Raw genomic sequence first — 16,104 nt, 5'->3', positions numbered from 1 at the left:
CTTTCCTGAGGCACCTGCGTTAGGGAGGCAGTGATGAACGGTCCTGCCCCCCTTCGCACCGACCAGCCCGGCGCCGGCGGCATGAAACGGCTGGCGACCGGCCTGCTCGTCCTGATGATCGCGCTCTATTTCACGAGCCGCGCCTTCATCCCGCAATATCCCGCGCTCGAATGGGTCAATGCCTTCGCCGAGGCCGCGATGGTTGGCGCCTTTGCCGACTGGTTTGCGGTCACGGCCTTGTTCCGTCACCCGCTCGGCATACCCATCCCGCACACCGCGATCATCCCCAACAACAAGGATCGCATCGGCAACGCGCTGTCGCGCTTCATCCGCCAGAATTTCCTGACCCCGCCGGTCATCGCGCGGCGGATGCGCCGGACCGACGTGGCGGGCGCTGCCGGACGCTTCCTCGCTCGCCCCAGTGCCGGCGAAGGCCGCATGCGCGCGGGCGCCAGCCGCCTCATCGCCGATGCCTTCGAAAGCCTCGATGACGAGCGTTTGGGCGGCATTGCCAAGGGCGCCATTGCGGGCCGCCTCAAGCGCATGGAAATCTCCCCCGTCATCGGCCGCGCCATGGCGGTGGCGATCAACGAGGACCGGCACCTGCCCGTCATCGACAAAGCGGTGCTCTATCTCGCCAACGCCTTGGACGACAATGAAAGCATGATCCGCGACATGGTCTACAAGCGGACCAGCTGGATCCTGCGCATGGCCACGGTCGATGAGAAGATCGCCAATTCGATTGTCGAGGGCCTGCGCAAGCTGTTCCACGACATGGCCGCCGATCCCGGCCATCCGGTGCGGATCAAGATCGAGCAGCAGCTCGCCGACCTTGCCAACAACCTCCAGACCGATCCCGAGCTGCAGGCCAAGGTCGAGGCATGGAAGGTGAAGGCCATCGACAATTCGTCGGTCGCGCTCTGGCTCGACGATCTGTGGCAGCGCTTCCGCAAGTCGATCATCGACAGCGCGCACGATCCCGACGCGGTGATGGCCGGGCAACTGGGCGACGTGCTGCAGTCGATCGGCAAGAGCCTCGAGGAGGATGAGCGCCTCAAGAAAGCGATCAATCGCTTCGCCCGCCGCACGGCTGTCGGCGCGGCGGCCAGCTATGGCGACGCCATCGTCACCCTGGTCAGCGACACGGTCAAATCATGGGATGCGACGACGGTCACCGAACGTCTCGAAGGCGCGGTTGGCCGCGACCTCCAATTCATCCGCATCAACGGGACATTGGTCGGCGGCCTGGTCGGCCTAACGCTCCACGCGTTGCATCATTTCGGGGTTTAGCCGCCCGAGCGCCGCTCGATCGTTGCGCCAACGCCGGCCAGCTTTTCTTCCAGTCGCTCGTATCCGCGGTCGAGATGGTAGACGCGCAGGACTTCGGTTTCGCCCTTTGCCGCCAGCCCGGCGATAACAAGGCTCATAGAAGCGCGAAGGTCAGTGGCCATCACCTTTGCCCCCGTCAGGCCGTCGACGCCGCGCACGATGGCGCTGCGTCCGCGCGTCTCGATCTCCGCGCCCATGCGGCGCAGTTCGGGCACGTGCATGTAGCGATTTTCGAAGATCGTTTCCTCGAGATAGCTGTCGCCGTCGGCCAGCGTCATCATCGCCATGAACTGTGCCTGCATGTCGGTCGCAAAGCCCGGATAGGGCGCGGTCGAAATGGCCAGCGGGCGCAGCTTCTCGGTCGCGGTGACCTTGATGCCGTCGTCGGTAAATTCGGTGAGCATGCCTGCCGCAGCGAGCGCATTGGTGGTCGCCAGCATGTCGGATGCGCGCGCGCCGACCAATTCGATCGAGCCGCCCGTAATCCCGGCCGCGCAGGCATAGCTGCCCGCCTCGATCCGGTCGGGCATGACTTCATAGTCCGCGCCGTGCAGCGCCTCGACGCCCTTGATGGTGAGATGTGAGGAGCCGATCCCCTCGATATCCGCGCCCATCGCGACCAGGCAGTTGCACAGGTCGACGATCTCGGGCTCGCGCGCGGCGTTGAACAGCTGGGTCGTTCCTTCGCACAGCACGGCGCCCATCACCGCATTTTCGGTCGCACCGACCGACACCACGGGAAACTCGAAGTCGCCGCCGGGCAGCTTGCCCTTGGGGGCGGTCGCTTTGACATAGCCCTCGGCCAGCTCGATCTCCGCACCCATGGCTTCCAGCGCCTTCAGGTGCAGGTCGATGGGCCGGTCGCCAATGGCGCAGCCGCCGGGCAGCGACACGGTCGCCTCGCCCATCCGCGCCAGCATCGGGCCGAGCACCAGGATCGACGCACGCATCTTGCGCACCAGCTCGTAGGGCGCGACGGTCGAGGAAATGTCCGCGCCCGAATAGGTGATCTTGCGCTTGAACTCGCCCGCCTTCTTGCCCGAGACCTGCGTCGAGACGCCAAGCTCGTTCATCAAATGGCCGAAACTGTCGACATCGGCGAGGCGGGGAAGGTTGCCCAGCGTCAGCGGCTCGTCGGTGAGCAGAGCGCAGGGAATGAGCGTCAGCGCGGCATTCTTGGCGCCCGAAATGGGGATTTTCCCCTCGAGCGTCTTGCCGCCTTCGATCCAGATTGAGTCCATGGCTCCCCGCCATAAAGCGGATGGCGGGGAACACAAGGGCGCGGGACCTAGTCGAGCAATGGCATGAGATGCTCGGTCAGCAGCCGGTCGGTGATGGCATGCGGCTGGCGAACGTTGAAATTCTCGGTCGTGATGACGATCACCGCATTGCGCCCGGGCACCACGGTGACGCGATTGCCGCCCGCGCCGTTCATCGCATAGGTCGGTACCTGTTCGCCCGCGACCTCGAAGGTCGGCAGCCAGGTGAGGTAGCCATAGTCGAAGCCGGGCATGACCTGCGCCTTGGGCGTCACCATCGCTTCGGCATAATCGGCAGGCAGGACGCGCACGCCATCCACCTCGCCCTTGCCGAGCAACAGCCGCCCGAATTGCAGGAGGTCGCGGCTGCGATAGCCGGCCCCTCCCCCACCCTGCGCGAAGCCCAGCGGCGCAAATTGCCATTCGGGTTCGGCAATGCCGAGCGGTTCATGGAGCGTGCGGCGTGCGAAATCGGGCAGGCTCTCGCCGGTCGCCCGCTCGAGCATGGCGCCGGTCAGCGTCACCCCTGCCGTGCAATAGGAAAAGGCCCGGCCATAGGGGCGATCCCCGGGCTTGGGTTCCCAAGCCGGAAAGCCGCGCACCGGCAGGTCGAGCGCGAAACCCGCCCAATCCTCGATGAGATACATCTTCTCCTCATTGCCGCGCGAAAACTGGTTCTCGTCATTGCATTCGAGGAGGCTCGACATGGTGAGGAAATCCTCGATCGGGGCGGCCTGCTTGCGGGGGTCGGGATAGAGGTTGGGGCCACGGTCGGCGAAGAAGGGGAAGAGCGGTTGGGCGACACTATCGAGATGCCCCTCGCCAATCGCCGCGCCGACCAGCATGGCCGTCACCGTCTTGGTGGCCGAACGCGTGTTGCGCCGCGTCTCGGCATCGCCGGCATAATAGGCCTCGTGCAGGATCTCGCCGTCCTGCCAGATAACGACACTCGTCACTTGTTCGAAGTCGCCCGCCTCGATCGACGCATCGACTGCAGCGAAATCGACGGGCTGGGCGGTAACGGGGGCGGGAATGGCGGCCAGCGCGATCGCCAGCGAAACGGGTACATGCAATTTGGTCATCAACAGTCTCCTTTGGCGAGCTGTATTATTTGACCAATACGCTTACGTCTTGAATATTCGCAACCTCGTTCAGAAAAATTCCTGCTGCAATCGGCGCGGGGTCGTGCCGACGAGGCTGCGGATGGTCCGGCTCATATGCGCCTGGTCGGCAAAGCCGCATTCATGCGCGATATCGCCAAGCGCGCGGTCGCGCTGCATCCGCGCCATCGCCATGGAGGCGCGTCGCCGTAGCAGGCTGCGCGCAGGCGCCTCGCCGGTCTCGCGGCGCCAAACCCGCGCGAAATGTACCGGATGGACGCCGCAGCGCGCGGCGGCGAAGCGCACATCGCCGCCCGGCGTCGATGCTGCTTCGTCGAGCGCGACTTTCGCCCGCCCGAACCAGTCGGGCGCGCTCGATGCTTCATGTCGGCGGTCGATCGCCGCGACGAGATCCAGCGCCAGCGCTTCGATCATCAGCGGCGCATGGCCATGCCATTCAAGCGCCGGCCCGATCATCGCCATGATCTGCGTCTTGCCGCGACCAGACGGCAAGGCAGCAGGCACGCCCTCTTGGTCGATGAGGTCGAGCGGCAGGTCGATGGCAAGGAAGCGCCCGCCCGTCGCGACGAAACGGTCGCGATGTTCGGTTCCGGGCGGATTGTAGACGGCAAAGCTGGAGGCCGCCGGATCGTCGTCATTGGCACGGCTCTGGTAGCCGGCATCCACGGCGAGGACGCAATGCGCCTCGTCATGGCCATGTTCGGGAAGGTCGCCGGGGGCAACCGTAGCCCGGCTCAGCGTCAGGCCGATACCACCGGCCATGCGGCGGTGCACGGCACTGCCGAAATAATTGCCCGAGCGGTCGGGATTCAGGCCTTTTCCAGCGTGCATTGCAGCGGGTGCTGGTTCTCGCGGGCGCAATCCATCACCTGCACGACCTTGGTTTCGGCCACTTCGTAGGGAAACACGCCGCACACGGCGACGCCATTCTGGTGGACTTGGAGCATGACGCGAGTCGCATCTTCCACGCCCATATTGAAAAAGCGCTGCAGGACGTGGACGACGAATTCCATCGGCGTGTAATCGTCGTTGAGCATCAGCACCTTGTAATTGCTGGGCTTCTTGGTCTTGGGACGCGTGCGGACGGCGACGCCGGTATCGGTGTCGCTATCGTCGGTGCCGGTCGGGCCGGCGGTAATTTTCCATTCGAACTGGGTCATCTTGGTCCCTGATATGGCACTCCCAAAACGCGCTGCAACCTCTCACGCTCCATCGCGGTCCAAAAGAGGGACAAAAAGAGGGGCCGCCGTCCCGCAAAAGGACGACGGCCCCAGCTTTTTCGTCGGTAAAGAGACGATGGCTTAGGCCATCAGCTCCTTGACCTTTTCAGCGTTGACGCTGGCGCGGTTCTGGACCGGCTGCATCACGTCACCGGCGAGCTTGACCATCTTTTCGGTCAGCTTCGAACCTTCGGCGACGAACTGGTCGAACTGTGCCTTGGCAAGTTCCGACTGAAGCGCGACGAACTCTTGCGGGTTCTTGGCTTCGGCGAACTTGCGCAGGTTGTCCGACGCGGCGTCGAACTGGTTGCGGCCGTCTTCGATAAGCTCGGTGCCCAGATCCTTGGCGCCACCCGCATAGATGCGGCCGGCTTCGATCATCGCTTCGATGTTCGCCTTGGTCATTTCGGCGAGTTCTTCACCGGCATGCTTGCCCTTGGCAATGAACTCTTCGCCCTGCTTGCCAGCAGCAGCGATCATTTCTTCGACTTTGTCAGCCTGCGGCATTTCGAAACCGGCAAACCACTTGTTCCATTCGTTCGTCATGTTGAACATTCCTTCCTTGGCAGGCTTCGGCGCGGCTTTCTTGGCCTGGACCGGAGCCTTCAATTTCTTTTTCACGGGCGCTGCCTTCTTGGCCGCGACCTTTTTCACTTTCTTGGCCTTCGGGGCCGGTTTCTTGGCCGGCGCGGCCTTCTCACTCTTCACTTCGACCTTTTCAGGCGCTGCCTTGACCTCGACTGCTTTGGCCTCCACCTTCGCAGCTGCAGCAACGACGGGTTTCTCCGCCGGAGCATCGGCCTTCTTGACGGGCGCCTTCTTGGCTTTCTCGCTCTTCGCTTTGTCGGCCATAAAAACGTACACCCTTTCTCACTCTCTGTTGCACTGCAATATATAGTGCGCTGCAACAATATGCAAGGACTTTTGTGCGCTGCACAAACAGCGAGCTTGGCTCGTGCACGGCTCGTCGTACGGGTTGACGAACGGGGTGCTAGCTGGCCATGGCTTCGCGATGGAACTTCGACCCGACCAGCGCCGCGGCCTCCTCATCGTGCTCTCCAGCCCTTCGGGTGCGGGCAAGACGACGATCTCGCGCATGCTGATGGCTGCCGACCCCACGATCACCATGTCCGTGAGTGCGACGACCCGCGAGCCGCGCCCGGGGGAGGAAGAAGGCGTCCACTATTATTTCGTCAGCGACGACACGTTCACGCAGATGGTCGAGGAAGGCGAGTTTGCCGAATGGGCCTATGTCTTCGACCATCGCTACGGCAGCCCCAAGGAGCCGATCAAGCAGGCACTGAAGGACGGCCGTGACATCCTGTTCGACATTGACTGGCAGGGTACGCAGCAGCTCGAAACCGCCTTCGGCAACGACCTTGTTTCCATCTTCATCCTGCCGCCCTCGATGCGCGAGCTCGAGCGCCGCTTGCGCGATCGCAAGACCGACAGCGAAGAGGTGATCGAAGGGCGCATGCGCCGAGCCTCGGGCGAGATCGTCCACTGGAACGAATATGACTATGTGCTGGTCAATGACGATGTGAACGAGTGCCTTGCCAAGGTGCACGCCATCATCGCGGCCGAGCGGCTGCGCAAGCATCGCCGCCCCTATGTCGCCGACCTCGCCCGCAAGCTGGTCGAGCGCCCTAACGATTAAAGCAGGCTGAGGAAGCGCGCGCCGGCAAGGAAATCGCCGCGCCGCGATTCTGCCGCTTTCTCCGCTTCGGCGTCTTCACCCCATTCCTCGATCTGATGAAGCCGGTCGACCTCGACCGCATCCCATGCCTTGTTCGCTTCGACAGCACCGTGCCGTACCGCCAGCGCCGCGATTAGCGACCCGCCATTGCGCACCAAGGGCGACAGCCCGGCGAGTGTGAACGCGTCTTCGCCGAGAACTTCATCGCGCAGCTTGGTCAGCGTCGCCTCGGGCTGCGCGACGTGAATGATGCCCGCCGTCTTCTCGAATTCGATGCCGTAATGGTTCGACGCCCAGTCGAGCAACGGGTCCCAAGCTGCCGCCTGCTTGGCAACGAGGCTGTCGGGATGTTCGGCGCGGTAGCAGCACAATTCGGTTTCGGCGAAGGCCGCCAATTCCGAGGCGAACGCCTCTTTGGCGAGTTCGACCCGGTCGATGGCGGCATTGGCGAGCCCGGTCATCGGCATCGCCGCAGGATCGATCTTCTCGCCCACTGCTTCCCATTCGCCCGAAATTTCGCGCGCCAGCGTCTCGCTCGGCAGCACGAGGTCCTTGCGCGCCGGCGTCTTGAGGCTGCGGCCGTCCAGCTCGATACCGTAGCCGCCGTCCAGTTCGACGACGGCGACGTCCGTCCAGAAGCGCTTCATGCCTCTTTGTCCCACTTTCTCTTGAGCAATTTGGGTCCGCCCAGCAGCACCGCAATCCCAAAAACCCCGATCACCGCCCCGATCGCCGGATATTCAGGTCCCCACGGATTCTTGAGCGCGACGACCATGCCGCCGAAGGTCAGGATCAGGCCAAGTAGCCGGACCAGCGCAAACGCCTCGAAACGGCGTTTCCACAGGCGCTCGTCTTCCTCCGGCGTCATTGCCATGCCCCCTGTCGCCAGGCCTCGCTGAGCGTCAGGACGTCGCTCGCGCGACCGGCCAGCGCATGGGCGCCGCCTTCCTTCAATTCGTCGGGCTCATGATAGCCCCAGATCACGCCGATCGCGCCGACGCCCGCATTCCGGGCCATGCGCATGTCGTGCGAGGTATCGCCGATCATGACGGTCTGCATCGGATCGGCCCCGGCTTCGGCAACCGCGCTGTTGATCATCGAGGGATTGGGCTTTGACGGATGTCCGTCGGCCGTCTGCAGGCTAATGAAATGACCGCGCCAATCATGGGTCTCGAGAATGTGATCGAGCCCGCGCATCGACTTGCCCGTCGCCACCGCCAGCATCCAGCCAGCATTCTCGAAACTCTTCAGTAAGTCGGTGATGCCCTCATAGGGATCTTCGATGGCTGCGCCCGACTGGCGCAATTCGACGAAGGCCTGCTTGTAGGTTTCGGCCATCGCCTCGTGATTGCCCTCTGGCACCAGCGTCCGCATTGCCTCGACCAGCGAAAGGCCGATGACCTTCTGGGCTTCCTCGCGCGGGGGACAGCAAAAGCCGTGATGGCGAAGCGCGCTGTCGAGCGCGCTGTGAATGGTCGAACCGCTGTCGACCAACGTCCCGTCGCAATCGAAAATGGCGAGCTTGCTCACCGACCGCGTCCCTTCGGCTTGCCGCCGGGCTTTCCTCCGCCACGATACGGCCCTTTCTTGGGTCCGCCCTTGCCGCGTGTCGGCCGTTTCATGCGCTGCGAACCCCTCGAGCCTCGCGCATGACGATCAGTCTTGCGGGCCTTCTTGAAGTCCTTCTGCTTGTTCTTCTTGCGTCGGATCTTGGCTTCGAGGCTCATGCCCGGATCGGCCGGCGTCAGCGGCAAATTGTCGCCGTCACGCGCCGAGAAACCGAGGCTGTCGAGGCTTTCGGCGAAATGGTCGGGCAAGTCGGCCTGGCGATCCAGCGTCTTGCCGCCGGGCGCATCGATGCGCAGGCGGCGCGCATGCAGGTGCAGCTTGCGGCTGATCCCGCCCGTCAGCATCGCGTCCGCACCACCATATTTGGCATCGCCGACAATCGGGTGCCCGACCGCAGCCATGTGCGCGCGCAGCTGGTGCGTGCGGCCCGTCAGCGGTTGCAATTCGACGAAGGCAGCGCGCGTCCCGGCGCGGTCGATGACGCGGATGCGGGTGCGCGCGGGCAGGCCCTCTTCCTCGTCGACATGCATCTTCTCGCCGCCCGTGCCCGGCTGTTTGGCGAGCGGCAGGTCGATCATGCCTTCGCCGCCGGCCACTTCGGGAATGCCGGTGACGATGGCCCAATAGACTTTCTTCGCGGTGCGACCCGAAAAGGCCCGCGAGAAATGCGCGGCAGCGCTAGCCGAACGCGCGACCAGCAGGACACCGCTCGTATCCTTGTCGAGGCGGTGGACCAGCTTGGGTTTGCCCTTGTCATCCTCGTCGAGGCCGTTGAGCAGCCGGTCGAGATGCTGGGTCGTCTTGGTCCCGCCCTGCGTGGCGAGGCCGGGCGGCTTGTTGAGGATGAAGGCGTCCTTGGTCTTTTCAATGACCATCGACTGGACAAATTCTGTTTCGTCCGCGCTCAGCTCGACTTTCTTCTTGGGCTTGGGCGCAGGCGCCTTGTCGCTGTCGGGCGGGACGCGGATTTCCTGACCCGCCTCGATCCGGTCGCCGGGCGTCGCGCGGCCGCCATCGACACGCAACTGCCCCGTGCGCGCCCATTTGGCGATCACACCGAAGGCGGTGTCGGGCATGTGCCGCCTGAACCAGCGATCCAGCCGGATGCCGTCATCGTCCTCGGCGACTTTGAAGGTGCGTACATCATCACTCATGCGCCGCCCCTTAGCCGTGCTTGGCCCAATAGTCGAAGGCTTGTTGTTGTAATCGCTCGATCAATGCCTTGGCGCGCGGCCCTTCCCACGGTCCCTGATAGTCGCCCTTCTGCTCCCCGACCCACCAGCCCTGCCCCGGCAATCCGTCCGAGGCACGCACCACCAATACCGCAAGCTCCGGTTCGTCCTTGGCCCGCGCCCGCGCATCGACCTCGCCCAGCGTCACGCAGAGCTGGCGCATCTTGGGGCGGCTGAAGCGATAGCCGAGATGGCTCAGAATTTCGGAATAGGTGAGCGGGGTCCCTGCACTGGCCGCACCGACCAGGTGGGCGCGCACTTCTTCGGGATCATCGAGGCTCATGCCCCCTTATCTAGGGCTGCGGGTCGGTCGGCAAGAGTTCGAACACGTCGAGGATGCCGCCATTGCGCGGATAGGGGATGACGAGACGCCAGCGGAACGGGCCGACCCGTTCCCATACACCCGCCATGTCGCGCGAGGGGTCGTCGCCATAAGCCAGCGGCTCGCGCTCGTTGCCGAGGGCGAGGCTGCCGAGGAAGATGTAGCGGTCGCCGGTCGCTTCCCACAGGCGGCCTGCGGGGCGCTGGCTTCCGGTCTGCTTCACGATTGTGAAGATGTCGCCCTCGATCTGCACGTAACAGAAGAAGGGCTGGTAGGCGATGAAGGCAGGATCGCCATTCTCCGCAGCCCCGAGTTTCACGAGGCGGCACCGATAGCTGCCCGGCGTCGGATCGGAGCGCTCGAGGCCCGCATCGGCTTCAAGCAGCACGCCTTCTTCTTCGACTGCCCTATCGAAGCCGGCCGCTTGCGTGGCCGCAAGCCCCTCGGCCCATGCCTCGTCCAGCCGTTCGAGACGATCCAAATCGGCGGGCGCGGCAAAGCTCTGCCATTCCGCATCTGGATCGGGTTCGGGTTGCTGGACCATCACCACCACAGGCTCTTCGGGCGGCGGCGGTTCGTCGATGATGCCGATATCGCGCATGAGCGCGCAGCCGCCAAGCAGCAGCGCGAGCGACGAGACGGTCGCGATGGAGGGCAACCCCGCTTTCATGCGCAACCAACGCGATAAAGTTGCGGCGGGTTGCGTCCTGCGATTGACTTTCCCGTAACGGGACAGCAGCGCAGAGCCCAGCATGTCCGATCCCGCCACTTCCGCCAGCCGTTCGGGCTATGCCTATGCGCTCACCGCGTTCGGGCTGTGGGGCATCATCCCGCTTTTCTTCAAGGCGATGGACCCGATGAGCGCGATGGATATTGTCGCCTGGCGCGTCATCCTCGCCGTCCCCTTCGTCGGCGTCTTCATCTGGGCGCGCAGCCGCTGGGGCGAGATCAAGGCCGCGCTGACCGACCGCAAGGTACTGCTCACTCTCCTTGCCAGCGCCGCGCTGATCAGCGTCAACTGGATCATCTATGTGGTCGGTGTGAATAGCGACCGCGTGCTCGCCGCGAGCCTCGGTTATTATCTCAACCCGCTCATCAACATCCTGCTCGGCTATTTCCTGCTCAAGGAAAAGCTGGTGAAGCTGCAATGGGCCGCGCTCGCCATCGCCTCGATCGGCGTCGCCGCGCTGGCGTTGGGCGCGCTGGCCGACCTGTGGATCACCATGAGCCTCGCCTGCTCCTTCGCGCTCTATGGCTATCTGCGAAAGAAAGTGAATGTGGGCGCCGCGCCCGGCCTGTTCCTGGAGACGTTGCTCCTCGCGCCTCTGTTCGCGCTGTGGCTCGTCTGGCTGCGCGATCCGGGCGTCCCCATCCTCGGTCCCGAACCGCATTATGTATGGTTGATCGCCGTGTCCGGCGCAGTCACCGCGACCCCGCTCCTGCTCTTCACCGAAGGCGCGCGCCGCCTGCCCTATTCGACCATCGGCATCCTGCAATTCACCGCGCCGACCATCCAATTCTTCCTTGGCATCTTCCTCTTCGGCGAAGAGCTGACGACGGTTCGCGGCATCGCCTTCCTCGCCATCTGGACGGCAATGGCGCTCTATATTTACGCGCTCATCGGCGAGCATCGGAAGGCCAAGCGTGTTAGTCTTGCAAAACAGTAAGCCAGTCCCCATATTGGGGACATGTTGAACTTACTTTCTCTCATCCTCGGGATCGTCGGTATCCCGCTCCTCATCATCGGGCTGGTGCCCTTTTTCGGCTGGACCAACTGGATCTGGCTGATCGTCCCGGCAGTCGGCGCTATCCTCGGCGCGGTGAGCAGCTCGAATAGCGGCTTCAAGCTCAACCTCGTCGTCGGCGCGATCATGGTCATCCGCCTCATGCTCGGCGGCGGTATCTTCTAGCGCGTCTTGACGTAGCGCCCCGGCGCGTCCTCGATCGGCTTCAGTTTGCCCTTGCCGGGCTGGCGGGCGCCCTTCGCATCGACCTGCGTGTCATCGAGCGACTTGAGCCAGTCGATCCAGTCCGGCCACCAGCTTCCCTCGCTGCGCTTGGCTTTCTCGACAAACGCATCGAGGTCCTTGGCCTGCACGCCATCGGGTAGCACCGAATAGTGATATTTCTTGGCCGCGGGCGGATTGACGACGCCGGCAATATGGCCCGACCCCGCCAGCAGGAAGCGCGCCGGGCCCTTCACATGGTCGAGCAGTTTCCAGACGCTGGCGGCAGGCGCGATATGATCCTGTTCGCCCGCCTGCACATAGAGCGGCGTCTCGATCATGGTGAGGTCGATGGCATCGCCGTCAATGCTGATCGCGCCCGGTTTCACCAGCAGGTTGTCGCGATACAGCCGCGCCAGATAGTCGCGATGCCAGGCTGCCGGCAGGTTGGTGACGTCGCCATTCCAGTGGAGTAGGTCGAACGGCCGCGGCTCGTTGCCCATGAGGTAATTGTTGACGACATAATTCCAGATGAGGTCGCGCCCGCGCAGCATATTGAAGGTCGCCGCCAGCACGCGCCCGTCAGTCACGCCCGTCTCCGCCGATAGCTGCTCGAGGATCGAGAGCGTTTCGTCGGACACGAACATGTTGAGGTCGCCCGCATCGGCGAAATCGACCTGCGCTGTGAAGAAGGTGGCCGAGGCAACCTTGTCCGCTTCCCCGCGCGCATGCAGCAGCGCCAGCGTCATCGCCAACACCGTCCCAGCCACGCAATAGCCGATCGTGTGCACCTTCTTCACGCCGAGCAGGTCGCGGATGGTGTCGATAACTTCGATCTGGCCGAGGACATAATCGTCCATGGCGATGTTCGCGATGCTCTCGTCGGCCGATTTCCAGCTGACCATGAACAGACTGACACCCTGGTCCACCGCCCATTTGACGAAGCTTTTCTCGGGCGTGAGATCGAGGATGTAGAAGCGGTTGATCCAGGGCGGGAAGATGACCAGCGGCGTCTCGAGCACCTTTTCGGTCGTCGGCGCATAATGGATCAGTTGGAACAGCTCGGTCTCGTAGATCACCTTGCCCGGCGTCGTTGCCAAATCCTTGCCCAGCTCGAAGGCATTTTCGGGGCTTTGCGTGACCTGCCCTGCCGCCATGTCGGCGAAGAAGTTGCTCATGCCCTTGGCGATCGAATCGCCCTGCGTCTTCTGCGCCTTGGCGAGCACTTCCGGGTTGGTCGCGGCAAAGTTGGCGGGGCTCATCGCATCGACAAACTCCTTGGTCGCGAAACGCAGGCGGTCGCGCGACTTGTCATCCACCCCGTCGATCGCATCGACCGTTTCCATCATCTTCGCAGACCAGGCGAGATATCCATGTTTCAGACTGTCGAAGATCGGGTTCTCAGACCATTCGGGCGCGGCAAAGCGACGGTCGGCTTTCTGCCCCGCCGCGGTCATGTCGCCCATCATCTTGCCCCAGGCTTCCATGCCCTTGGCCCAGGCTTCAGCGCCGGCATTCATCCATTCGCTCATGTCGGGACCAGCGCTCGCGCCTTCCGGCGGCGCCATGCCGAGGCCCGGCTTAGTCGCGCCTTCGGCCATGCTGTCGGCCCAGGCGTCCATCCACATCTTCTGCGCGCGGCCCATCACCGCTGCCCAGTCGTCGGGTCCCGTCTTGTCGCTCAAATGACCATCCCCTTTTTCGGATCGGAATTGCCGCAATAGCATTGATTGCAGAAGCAATCGATGACGGGCATGAAACGTTCATGACGGAAACCATCATTCCTCCCGGACCGCTGGTCCTGCTCGACTATGTCGGGATCGCCGTGTTCGCCGTGTCGGGCGCCCTGCTCGCGGCCAAGAAAGAGCAGACGCTCGTCACCTTTTTCTTCTTCGCGCTCGTCACCGGAGTCGGGGGCGGGACGCTGCGCGACCTGTTGATCGGCGCGCCCGTCTTCTGGGTCCAGCATAACGAGACCCTGTTCGTCATCATCGCGGCGGCGCTGGCCGTCTGGTTCATCAAGGGATTGCGCAAGACAGAGCGCGGGCTTCTATGGTTCGATGCCCTCGGGCTCGCCGCCTATTCGGTCTATGGCGCCTCGAAGGCATTGCGCTACGGCGTGGCGCCGGTCCCGGCCATCGTCATGGGCATCATGACTGCTTGCGTCGGCGGCATCATCCGAGACGTGCTGGCTAACGAGCCGAGCATCCTGATGCGGCCCGAACTCTATGTCACCGCCGCCGCCTTCTCCTCGGCCTTGTTCGTCGTCCTCAGCCTTGGCGGGGTGCCCACCTTGCTTGCTGCGCTCGTCGCCGGCCTGCTTGGCTTCAGCCTGCGCGCCGCAGCCATTTCGCGCGGTGTCGGCCTGCCCTCCTACAAGGGGTGAGCGGCGTGGATACTTTTCGCTTTGCGCACCGCACAAAAAGGCTAATCTGACGCCCATGTCCGACGAATATTACCGCATCCGCCGTCTCCCGCCCTACGTGTTCGCCGAAGTGAATGCGATGAAGGCCAAGGCGCGGGCTGCGGGCGAGGACATTATCGATCTCGGCATGGGCAATCCCGACGGCATGCCGCCCAAGCATGTCATCGACAAGCTGGCCGAGGTTGCGCACTCGCCGACCGCGCATCGCTATTCGGCGAGCATGGGGATCAAGGGGCTCCGCAAGGCGCAGGCCGATTATTACCAGCGCCGCTTCGGCGTCGAACTCGATCCCGACAGCGAAGTGTGCGTTACCCTGGGCTCCAAGGAAGGCTTCGCCAATCTCGCGCAAGCCATTACCGCGCCAGGCGATGTCGCGCTGACGCCCAATCCCAGCTATCCGATCCACCATTTCGGATTCATCATTGCGGGCGCTGCCATCCGCTCGATCCCCGCCGCGCCGGGTCCGCTCTTCTTCGAAAAGCTCGAGCTGGCGATGCGCTACACGGTGCCGCGTCCCAAGGTGCTGGTCGTCGGTTATCCCAGCAACCCCACCGCCTACACCGCCGATCTCGATTTCTACCGCAAGCTGGTCGACTTCGCGAAGGATGCCGGCCTCGTCATCATTTCCGACCTTGCCTATGCGGAAATCTATTTCGACGGCGAGCCGACGCCCTCCATGCTCCAGGTCGAAGGCGCCAAGGACATCGTCGTCGAATTCACCAGCATGTCGAAAACCTATTCGATGGCCGGCTGGCGCATGGGTTTCGCGGTCGGCAACGAGAAGATGATCGGCGCCCTCAAGCGGGTGAAATCCTATCTAGACTATGGCGCCTTCACGCCGATCCAGGCCGCTGCCGTCGCCGCCTTGAACGGCCCGCAGGACTGCGTCGAGGAAAACCGCCAGCTCTACAAGAAACGCCGCGACGTCATGGTCGAGGCATTCGGGCGGGCCGGTTGGGACATCCCGCCGCCGCCTGCCTCGATGTTCGCCTGGGCCCCCATTCCCCAGCCCTTCCGTCACATGGGCAGCATGGAATTCTCCAAGCTCGCGCTGCAGGAAGCGCATGTCGCGGTGGCGCCCGGTATTGGCTTTGGCGAGGAAGGTGAAGGCTTCGTTCGCCTCGCCATGGTCGAGAATGAGCAGCGTCTGCGCCAGGCCGCGCGCGGCATCAAGACCATGCTGGACAAATACGGATGATCGCCAACGCCAACGACGTCACCACGCTCGGCCATACGATCGAGCTCGCCATCGCGCCGGTCTTCCTGCTGGTCGCGGCAGGCGGCTTTCTCAATGTGCTGGCGGGCCGCCTCGCCCGGATTGTCGACCGCGCCCGCACGCGCGGCCAGATCCTGATGGAAGCGACCGGTCACCAGCATGAATCGATCAAGGAGGAGTTGCGTGCCATCGACCGGCGGATCGGTCTCGTCAACGCGGCCATCTCGCTCGTCGTGCTTGCCGCCGTGCTCATCTGCCTCGTCGTCATCCTGCTGTTCGCCGCCAAGATGGTCGACATCATGCTCTACGATGTGATCTCGGTGCTGTTCGCAGTCGCGATGGTGTCGATCGCGGCCGGATTCTCGCTATTCCTTGTCGAAACGCGCATCGCCAGCCGGTGGATCCACGTTTCCTCCGACCTGCTCGAACATCAGGTCATGATGGACGAGAAAAAGGATTAGCGACCGCGGCGGCGCTTCTTGAGCAGCGACGTCATCAGCCACAAGAGAATGAGGTTGATGAAGGGCGAGCCGAATTCGTCCAGCTGCATCGTGAACCAGTCATTCCACGGCATGCCGAGCGGCTTGAGGATCGCAAACGCGATCTCCATCCAATCCTGGTTGATCCAGTTCATCCGCGCCATGGCGAAGATGCCCATGCCGACGAAATAGGCGATCGCGAACAGGATGGTCGCGGCCTTGAAGACGAAGTGAATCATTCGGCACCCCCGCACTCTTAATCCAAATCAATCTTCTCATGGACGGCAGCG

Annotated in this window: 20 protein-coding genes; 7 read left to right on the top strand and 13 right to left on the bottom strand. The window is 63.5% G+C overall.

Translation table 11 applies throughout. The features are described from left to right. The first annotated feature begins 33 nt into the window (after positions 1 to 33). The gene (locus tag NDO55_RS11670; protein ID WP_252115396.1) at positions 34 to 1,290 is read left to right on the top strand and encodes a DUF445 domain-containing protein; all 1,257 of its coding nucleotides are present in this window, start codon (positions 34 to 36) and stop codon (positions 1,288 to 1,290) included. Here NDO55_RS11670 and murA read toward each other — a convergent pair. From murA to NDO55_RS11645, 5 genes are all read right to left on the bottom strand, one after another. Continuing rightward, on the bottom strand, positions 1,287 to 2,570 hold the full coding sequence (gene murA / locus NDO55_RS11665) for a UDP-N-acetylglucosamine 1-carboxyvinyltransferase (protein ID WP_252115394.1): 1,284 nt from the start codon (positions 2,568 to 2,570) through the stop codon (positions 1,287 to 1,289). The two genes, NDO55_RS11670 and murA, sit on opposite strands and share 4 nt — an antisense overlap. 47 nt (positions 2,571 to 2,617) lie before the next feature. Continuing rightward, entirely contained in the window at positions 2,618 to 3,670 is a 1,053-nt protein-coding gene (locus NDO55_RS11660; protein WP_252115392.1) for a serine hydrolase domain-containing protein, read from the bottom strand. Positions 3,671 to 3,739: 69 nt separating this feature from the next. Then, a complete protein-coding gene (locus NDO55_RS11655; RefSeq protein WP_252115390.1) occupies positions 3,740 to 4,540 on the bottom strand; it encodes a helix-turn-helix transcriptional regulator in 801 nt (266 codons plus the stop codon). Beyond that, positions 4,519 to 4,869: an ATP-dependent Clp protease adapter ClpS gene (gene clpS, locus NDO55_RS11650; RefSeq protein ID WP_252115388.1), complete on the bottom strand. Its 351-nt coding sequence runs from the start codon at positions 4,867 to 4,869 to the stop codon at positions 4,519 to 4,521. The genes NDO55_RS11655 and clpS overlap by 22 nt, the downstream gene beginning before the upstream one ends. A gap of 141 nt (positions 4,870 to 5,010) precedes the next feature. Further along, complete coding sequence (locus tag NDO55_RS11645; RefSeq protein WP_252115386.1) at positions 5,011 to 5,781, bottom strand: phasin family protein; 771 nt, start codon at positions 5,779 to 5,781, stop codon at positions 5,011 to 5,013. Between the two features lie 160 nt (positions 5,782 to 5,941). Here NDO55_RS11645 and gmk point away from each other — a divergent pair, with 160 nt between their 5' ends. Continuing rightward, positions 5,942 to 6,586, top strand: a complete 645-nt coding sequence (gene gmk / locus NDO55_RS11640; protein ID WP_252115384.1) for a guanylate kinase — start codon at positions 5,942 to 5,944, stop codon at positions 6,584 to 6,586. Here the strand turns inward: gmk and NDO55_RS11635 are convergent. Genes NDO55_RS11635 through NDO55_RS11610 form a run of 6 tightly spaced genes read right to left on the bottom strand, consistent with a single transcriptional unit; the run spans position 6,583 to position 10,418 of the window. After that, positions 6,583 to 7,272 carry an ATP12 family chaperone protein gene (locus NDO55_RS11635; protein ID WP_252115382.1) on the bottom strand — a complete coding sequence of 230 codons (690 nt, stop codon included), beginning with the start codon at positions 7,270 to 7,272 and terminating at the stop codon, positions 6,583 to 6,585. The genes gmk and NDO55_RS11635 overlap by 4 nt on opposite strands. Continuing rightward, on the bottom strand, positions 7,269 to 7,499 hold the full coding sequence (locus NDO55_RS11630) for a hypothetical protein (protein WP_252115380.1): 231 nt from the start codon (positions 7,497 to 7,499) through the stop codon (positions 7,269 to 7,271). The genes NDO55_RS11635 and NDO55_RS11630 overlap by 4 nt, the downstream gene beginning before the upstream one ends. Beyond that, entirely contained in the window at positions 7,490 to 8,155 is a 666-nt protein-coding gene (locus NDO55_RS11625; protein WP_252115378.1) for an HAD-IA family hydrolase, read from the bottom strand. Before NDO55_RS11625 ends, NDO55_RS11630 begins: the two co-directional genes overlap by 10 nt. Further along, positions 8,152 to 9,348: an RluA family pseudouridine synthase gene (locus NDO55_RS11620; RefSeq protein ID WP_252115376.1), complete on the bottom strand. Its 1,197-nt coding sequence runs from the start codon at positions 9,346 to 9,348 to the stop codon at positions 8,152 to 8,154. The genes NDO55_RS11625 and NDO55_RS11620 overlap by 4 nt, the downstream gene beginning before the upstream one ends. A 10-nt stretch (positions 9,349 to 9,358) precedes the next feature. Further along, complete coding sequence (locus tag NDO55_RS11615; protein WP_252115374.1) at positions 9,359 to 9,709, bottom strand: ribose-phosphate pyrophosphokinase; 351 nt, start codon at positions 9,707 to 9,709, stop codon at positions 9,359 to 9,361. Positions 9,710 to 9,719: 10 nt separating this feature from the next. Continuing rightward, the gene (locus tag NDO55_RS11610) at positions 9,720 to 10,418 is read right to left on the bottom strand and encodes a DUF4893 domain-containing protein (protein WP_252115372.1); all 699 of its coding nucleotides are present in this window, start codon (positions 10,416 to 10,418) and stop codon (positions 9,720 to 9,722) included. Positions 10,419 to 10,500: 82 nt separating this feature from the next. On the opposite strand from NDO55_RS11610, the gene rarD reads away from it, so the two are divergent. Together rarD and NDO55_RS11600 are read left to right on the top strand one after the other, a co-directional pair. After that, complete coding sequence (rarD, locus tag NDO55_RS11605) at positions 10,501 to 11,415, top strand: EamA family transporter RarD (RefSeq protein ID WP_252115370.1); 915 nt, start codon at positions 10,501 to 10,503, stop codon at positions 11,413 to 11,415. A gap of 21 nt (positions 11,416 to 11,436) precedes the next feature. Next, complete coding sequence (locus NDO55_RS11600; RefSeq protein WP_252115368.1) at positions 11,437 to 11,658, top strand: hypothetical protein; 222 nt, start codon at positions 11,437 to 11,439, stop codon at positions 11,656 to 11,658. Here NDO55_RS11600 and NDO55_RS11595 read toward each other — a convergent pair. Continuing rightward, complete coding sequence (locus NDO55_RS11595; RefSeq protein WP_425276902.1) at positions 11,655 to 13,340, bottom strand: PHA/PHB synthase family protein; 1,686 nt, start codon at positions 13,338 to 13,340, stop codon at positions 11,655 to 11,657. The genes NDO55_RS11600 and NDO55_RS11595 overlap by 4 nt on opposite strands. 119 nt (positions 13,341 to 13,459) lie before the next feature. On the opposite strand from NDO55_RS11595, the gene NDO55_RS11590 reads away from it, so the two are divergent. Genes NDO55_RS11590 through NDO55_RS11580 form a run of 3 tightly spaced genes read left to right on the top strand, consistent with a single transcriptional unit; the run spans position 13,460 to position 15,796 of the window. Next, the gene (locus NDO55_RS11590) at positions 13,460 to 14,080 is read left to right on the top strand and encodes a trimeric intracellular cation channel family protein (RefSeq protein ID WP_252115364.1); all 621 of its coding nucleotides are present in this window, start codon (positions 13,460 to 13,462) and stop codon (positions 14,078 to 14,080) included. A gap of 55 nt (positions 14,081 to 14,135) precedes the next feature. Continuing rightward, positions 14,136 to 15,317 (top strand): LL-diaminopimelate aminotransferase, encoded by a 1,182-nt coding sequence (locus tag NDO55_RS11585; RefSeq protein ID WP_252115362.1) that lies wholly within the window; start codon positions 14,136 to 14,138, stop codon positions 15,315 to 15,317. Further along, positions 15,314 to 15,796, top strand: coding sequence for a DUF2721 domain-containing protein (locus NDO55_RS11580; protein ID WP_252115360.1), 483 nt, complete (start codon positions 15,314 to 15,316; stop codon positions 15,794 to 15,796). Before NDO55_RS11585 ends, NDO55_RS11580 begins: the two co-directional genes overlap by 4 nt. On the opposite strand, the gene NDO55_RS11575 is transcribed toward NDO55_RS11580, so the two are convergent. Beyond that, entirely contained in the window at positions 15,793 to 16,053 is a 261-nt protein-coding gene (locus tag NDO55_RS11575) for a hypothetical protein (RefSeq protein ID WP_252115358.1), read from the bottom strand. The two genes, NDO55_RS11580 and NDO55_RS11575, sit on opposite strands and share 4 nt — an antisense overlap. Positions 16,054 to 16,104 lie beyond the last annotated feature (51 nt).

Origin of the sequence: Sphingomicrobium sediminis, assembly GCF_023805295.1 — a bacterium.
Taxonomy (GTDB): Bacteria; Pseudomonadota; Alphaproteobacteria; order Sphingomonadales; family Sphingomonadaceae; genus Sphingomicrobium; species Sphingomicrobium sediminis.
Note: the sequence above shows the minus strand (reverse complement) of the source record. Positions and strands in the feature narration are given on the sequence as shown.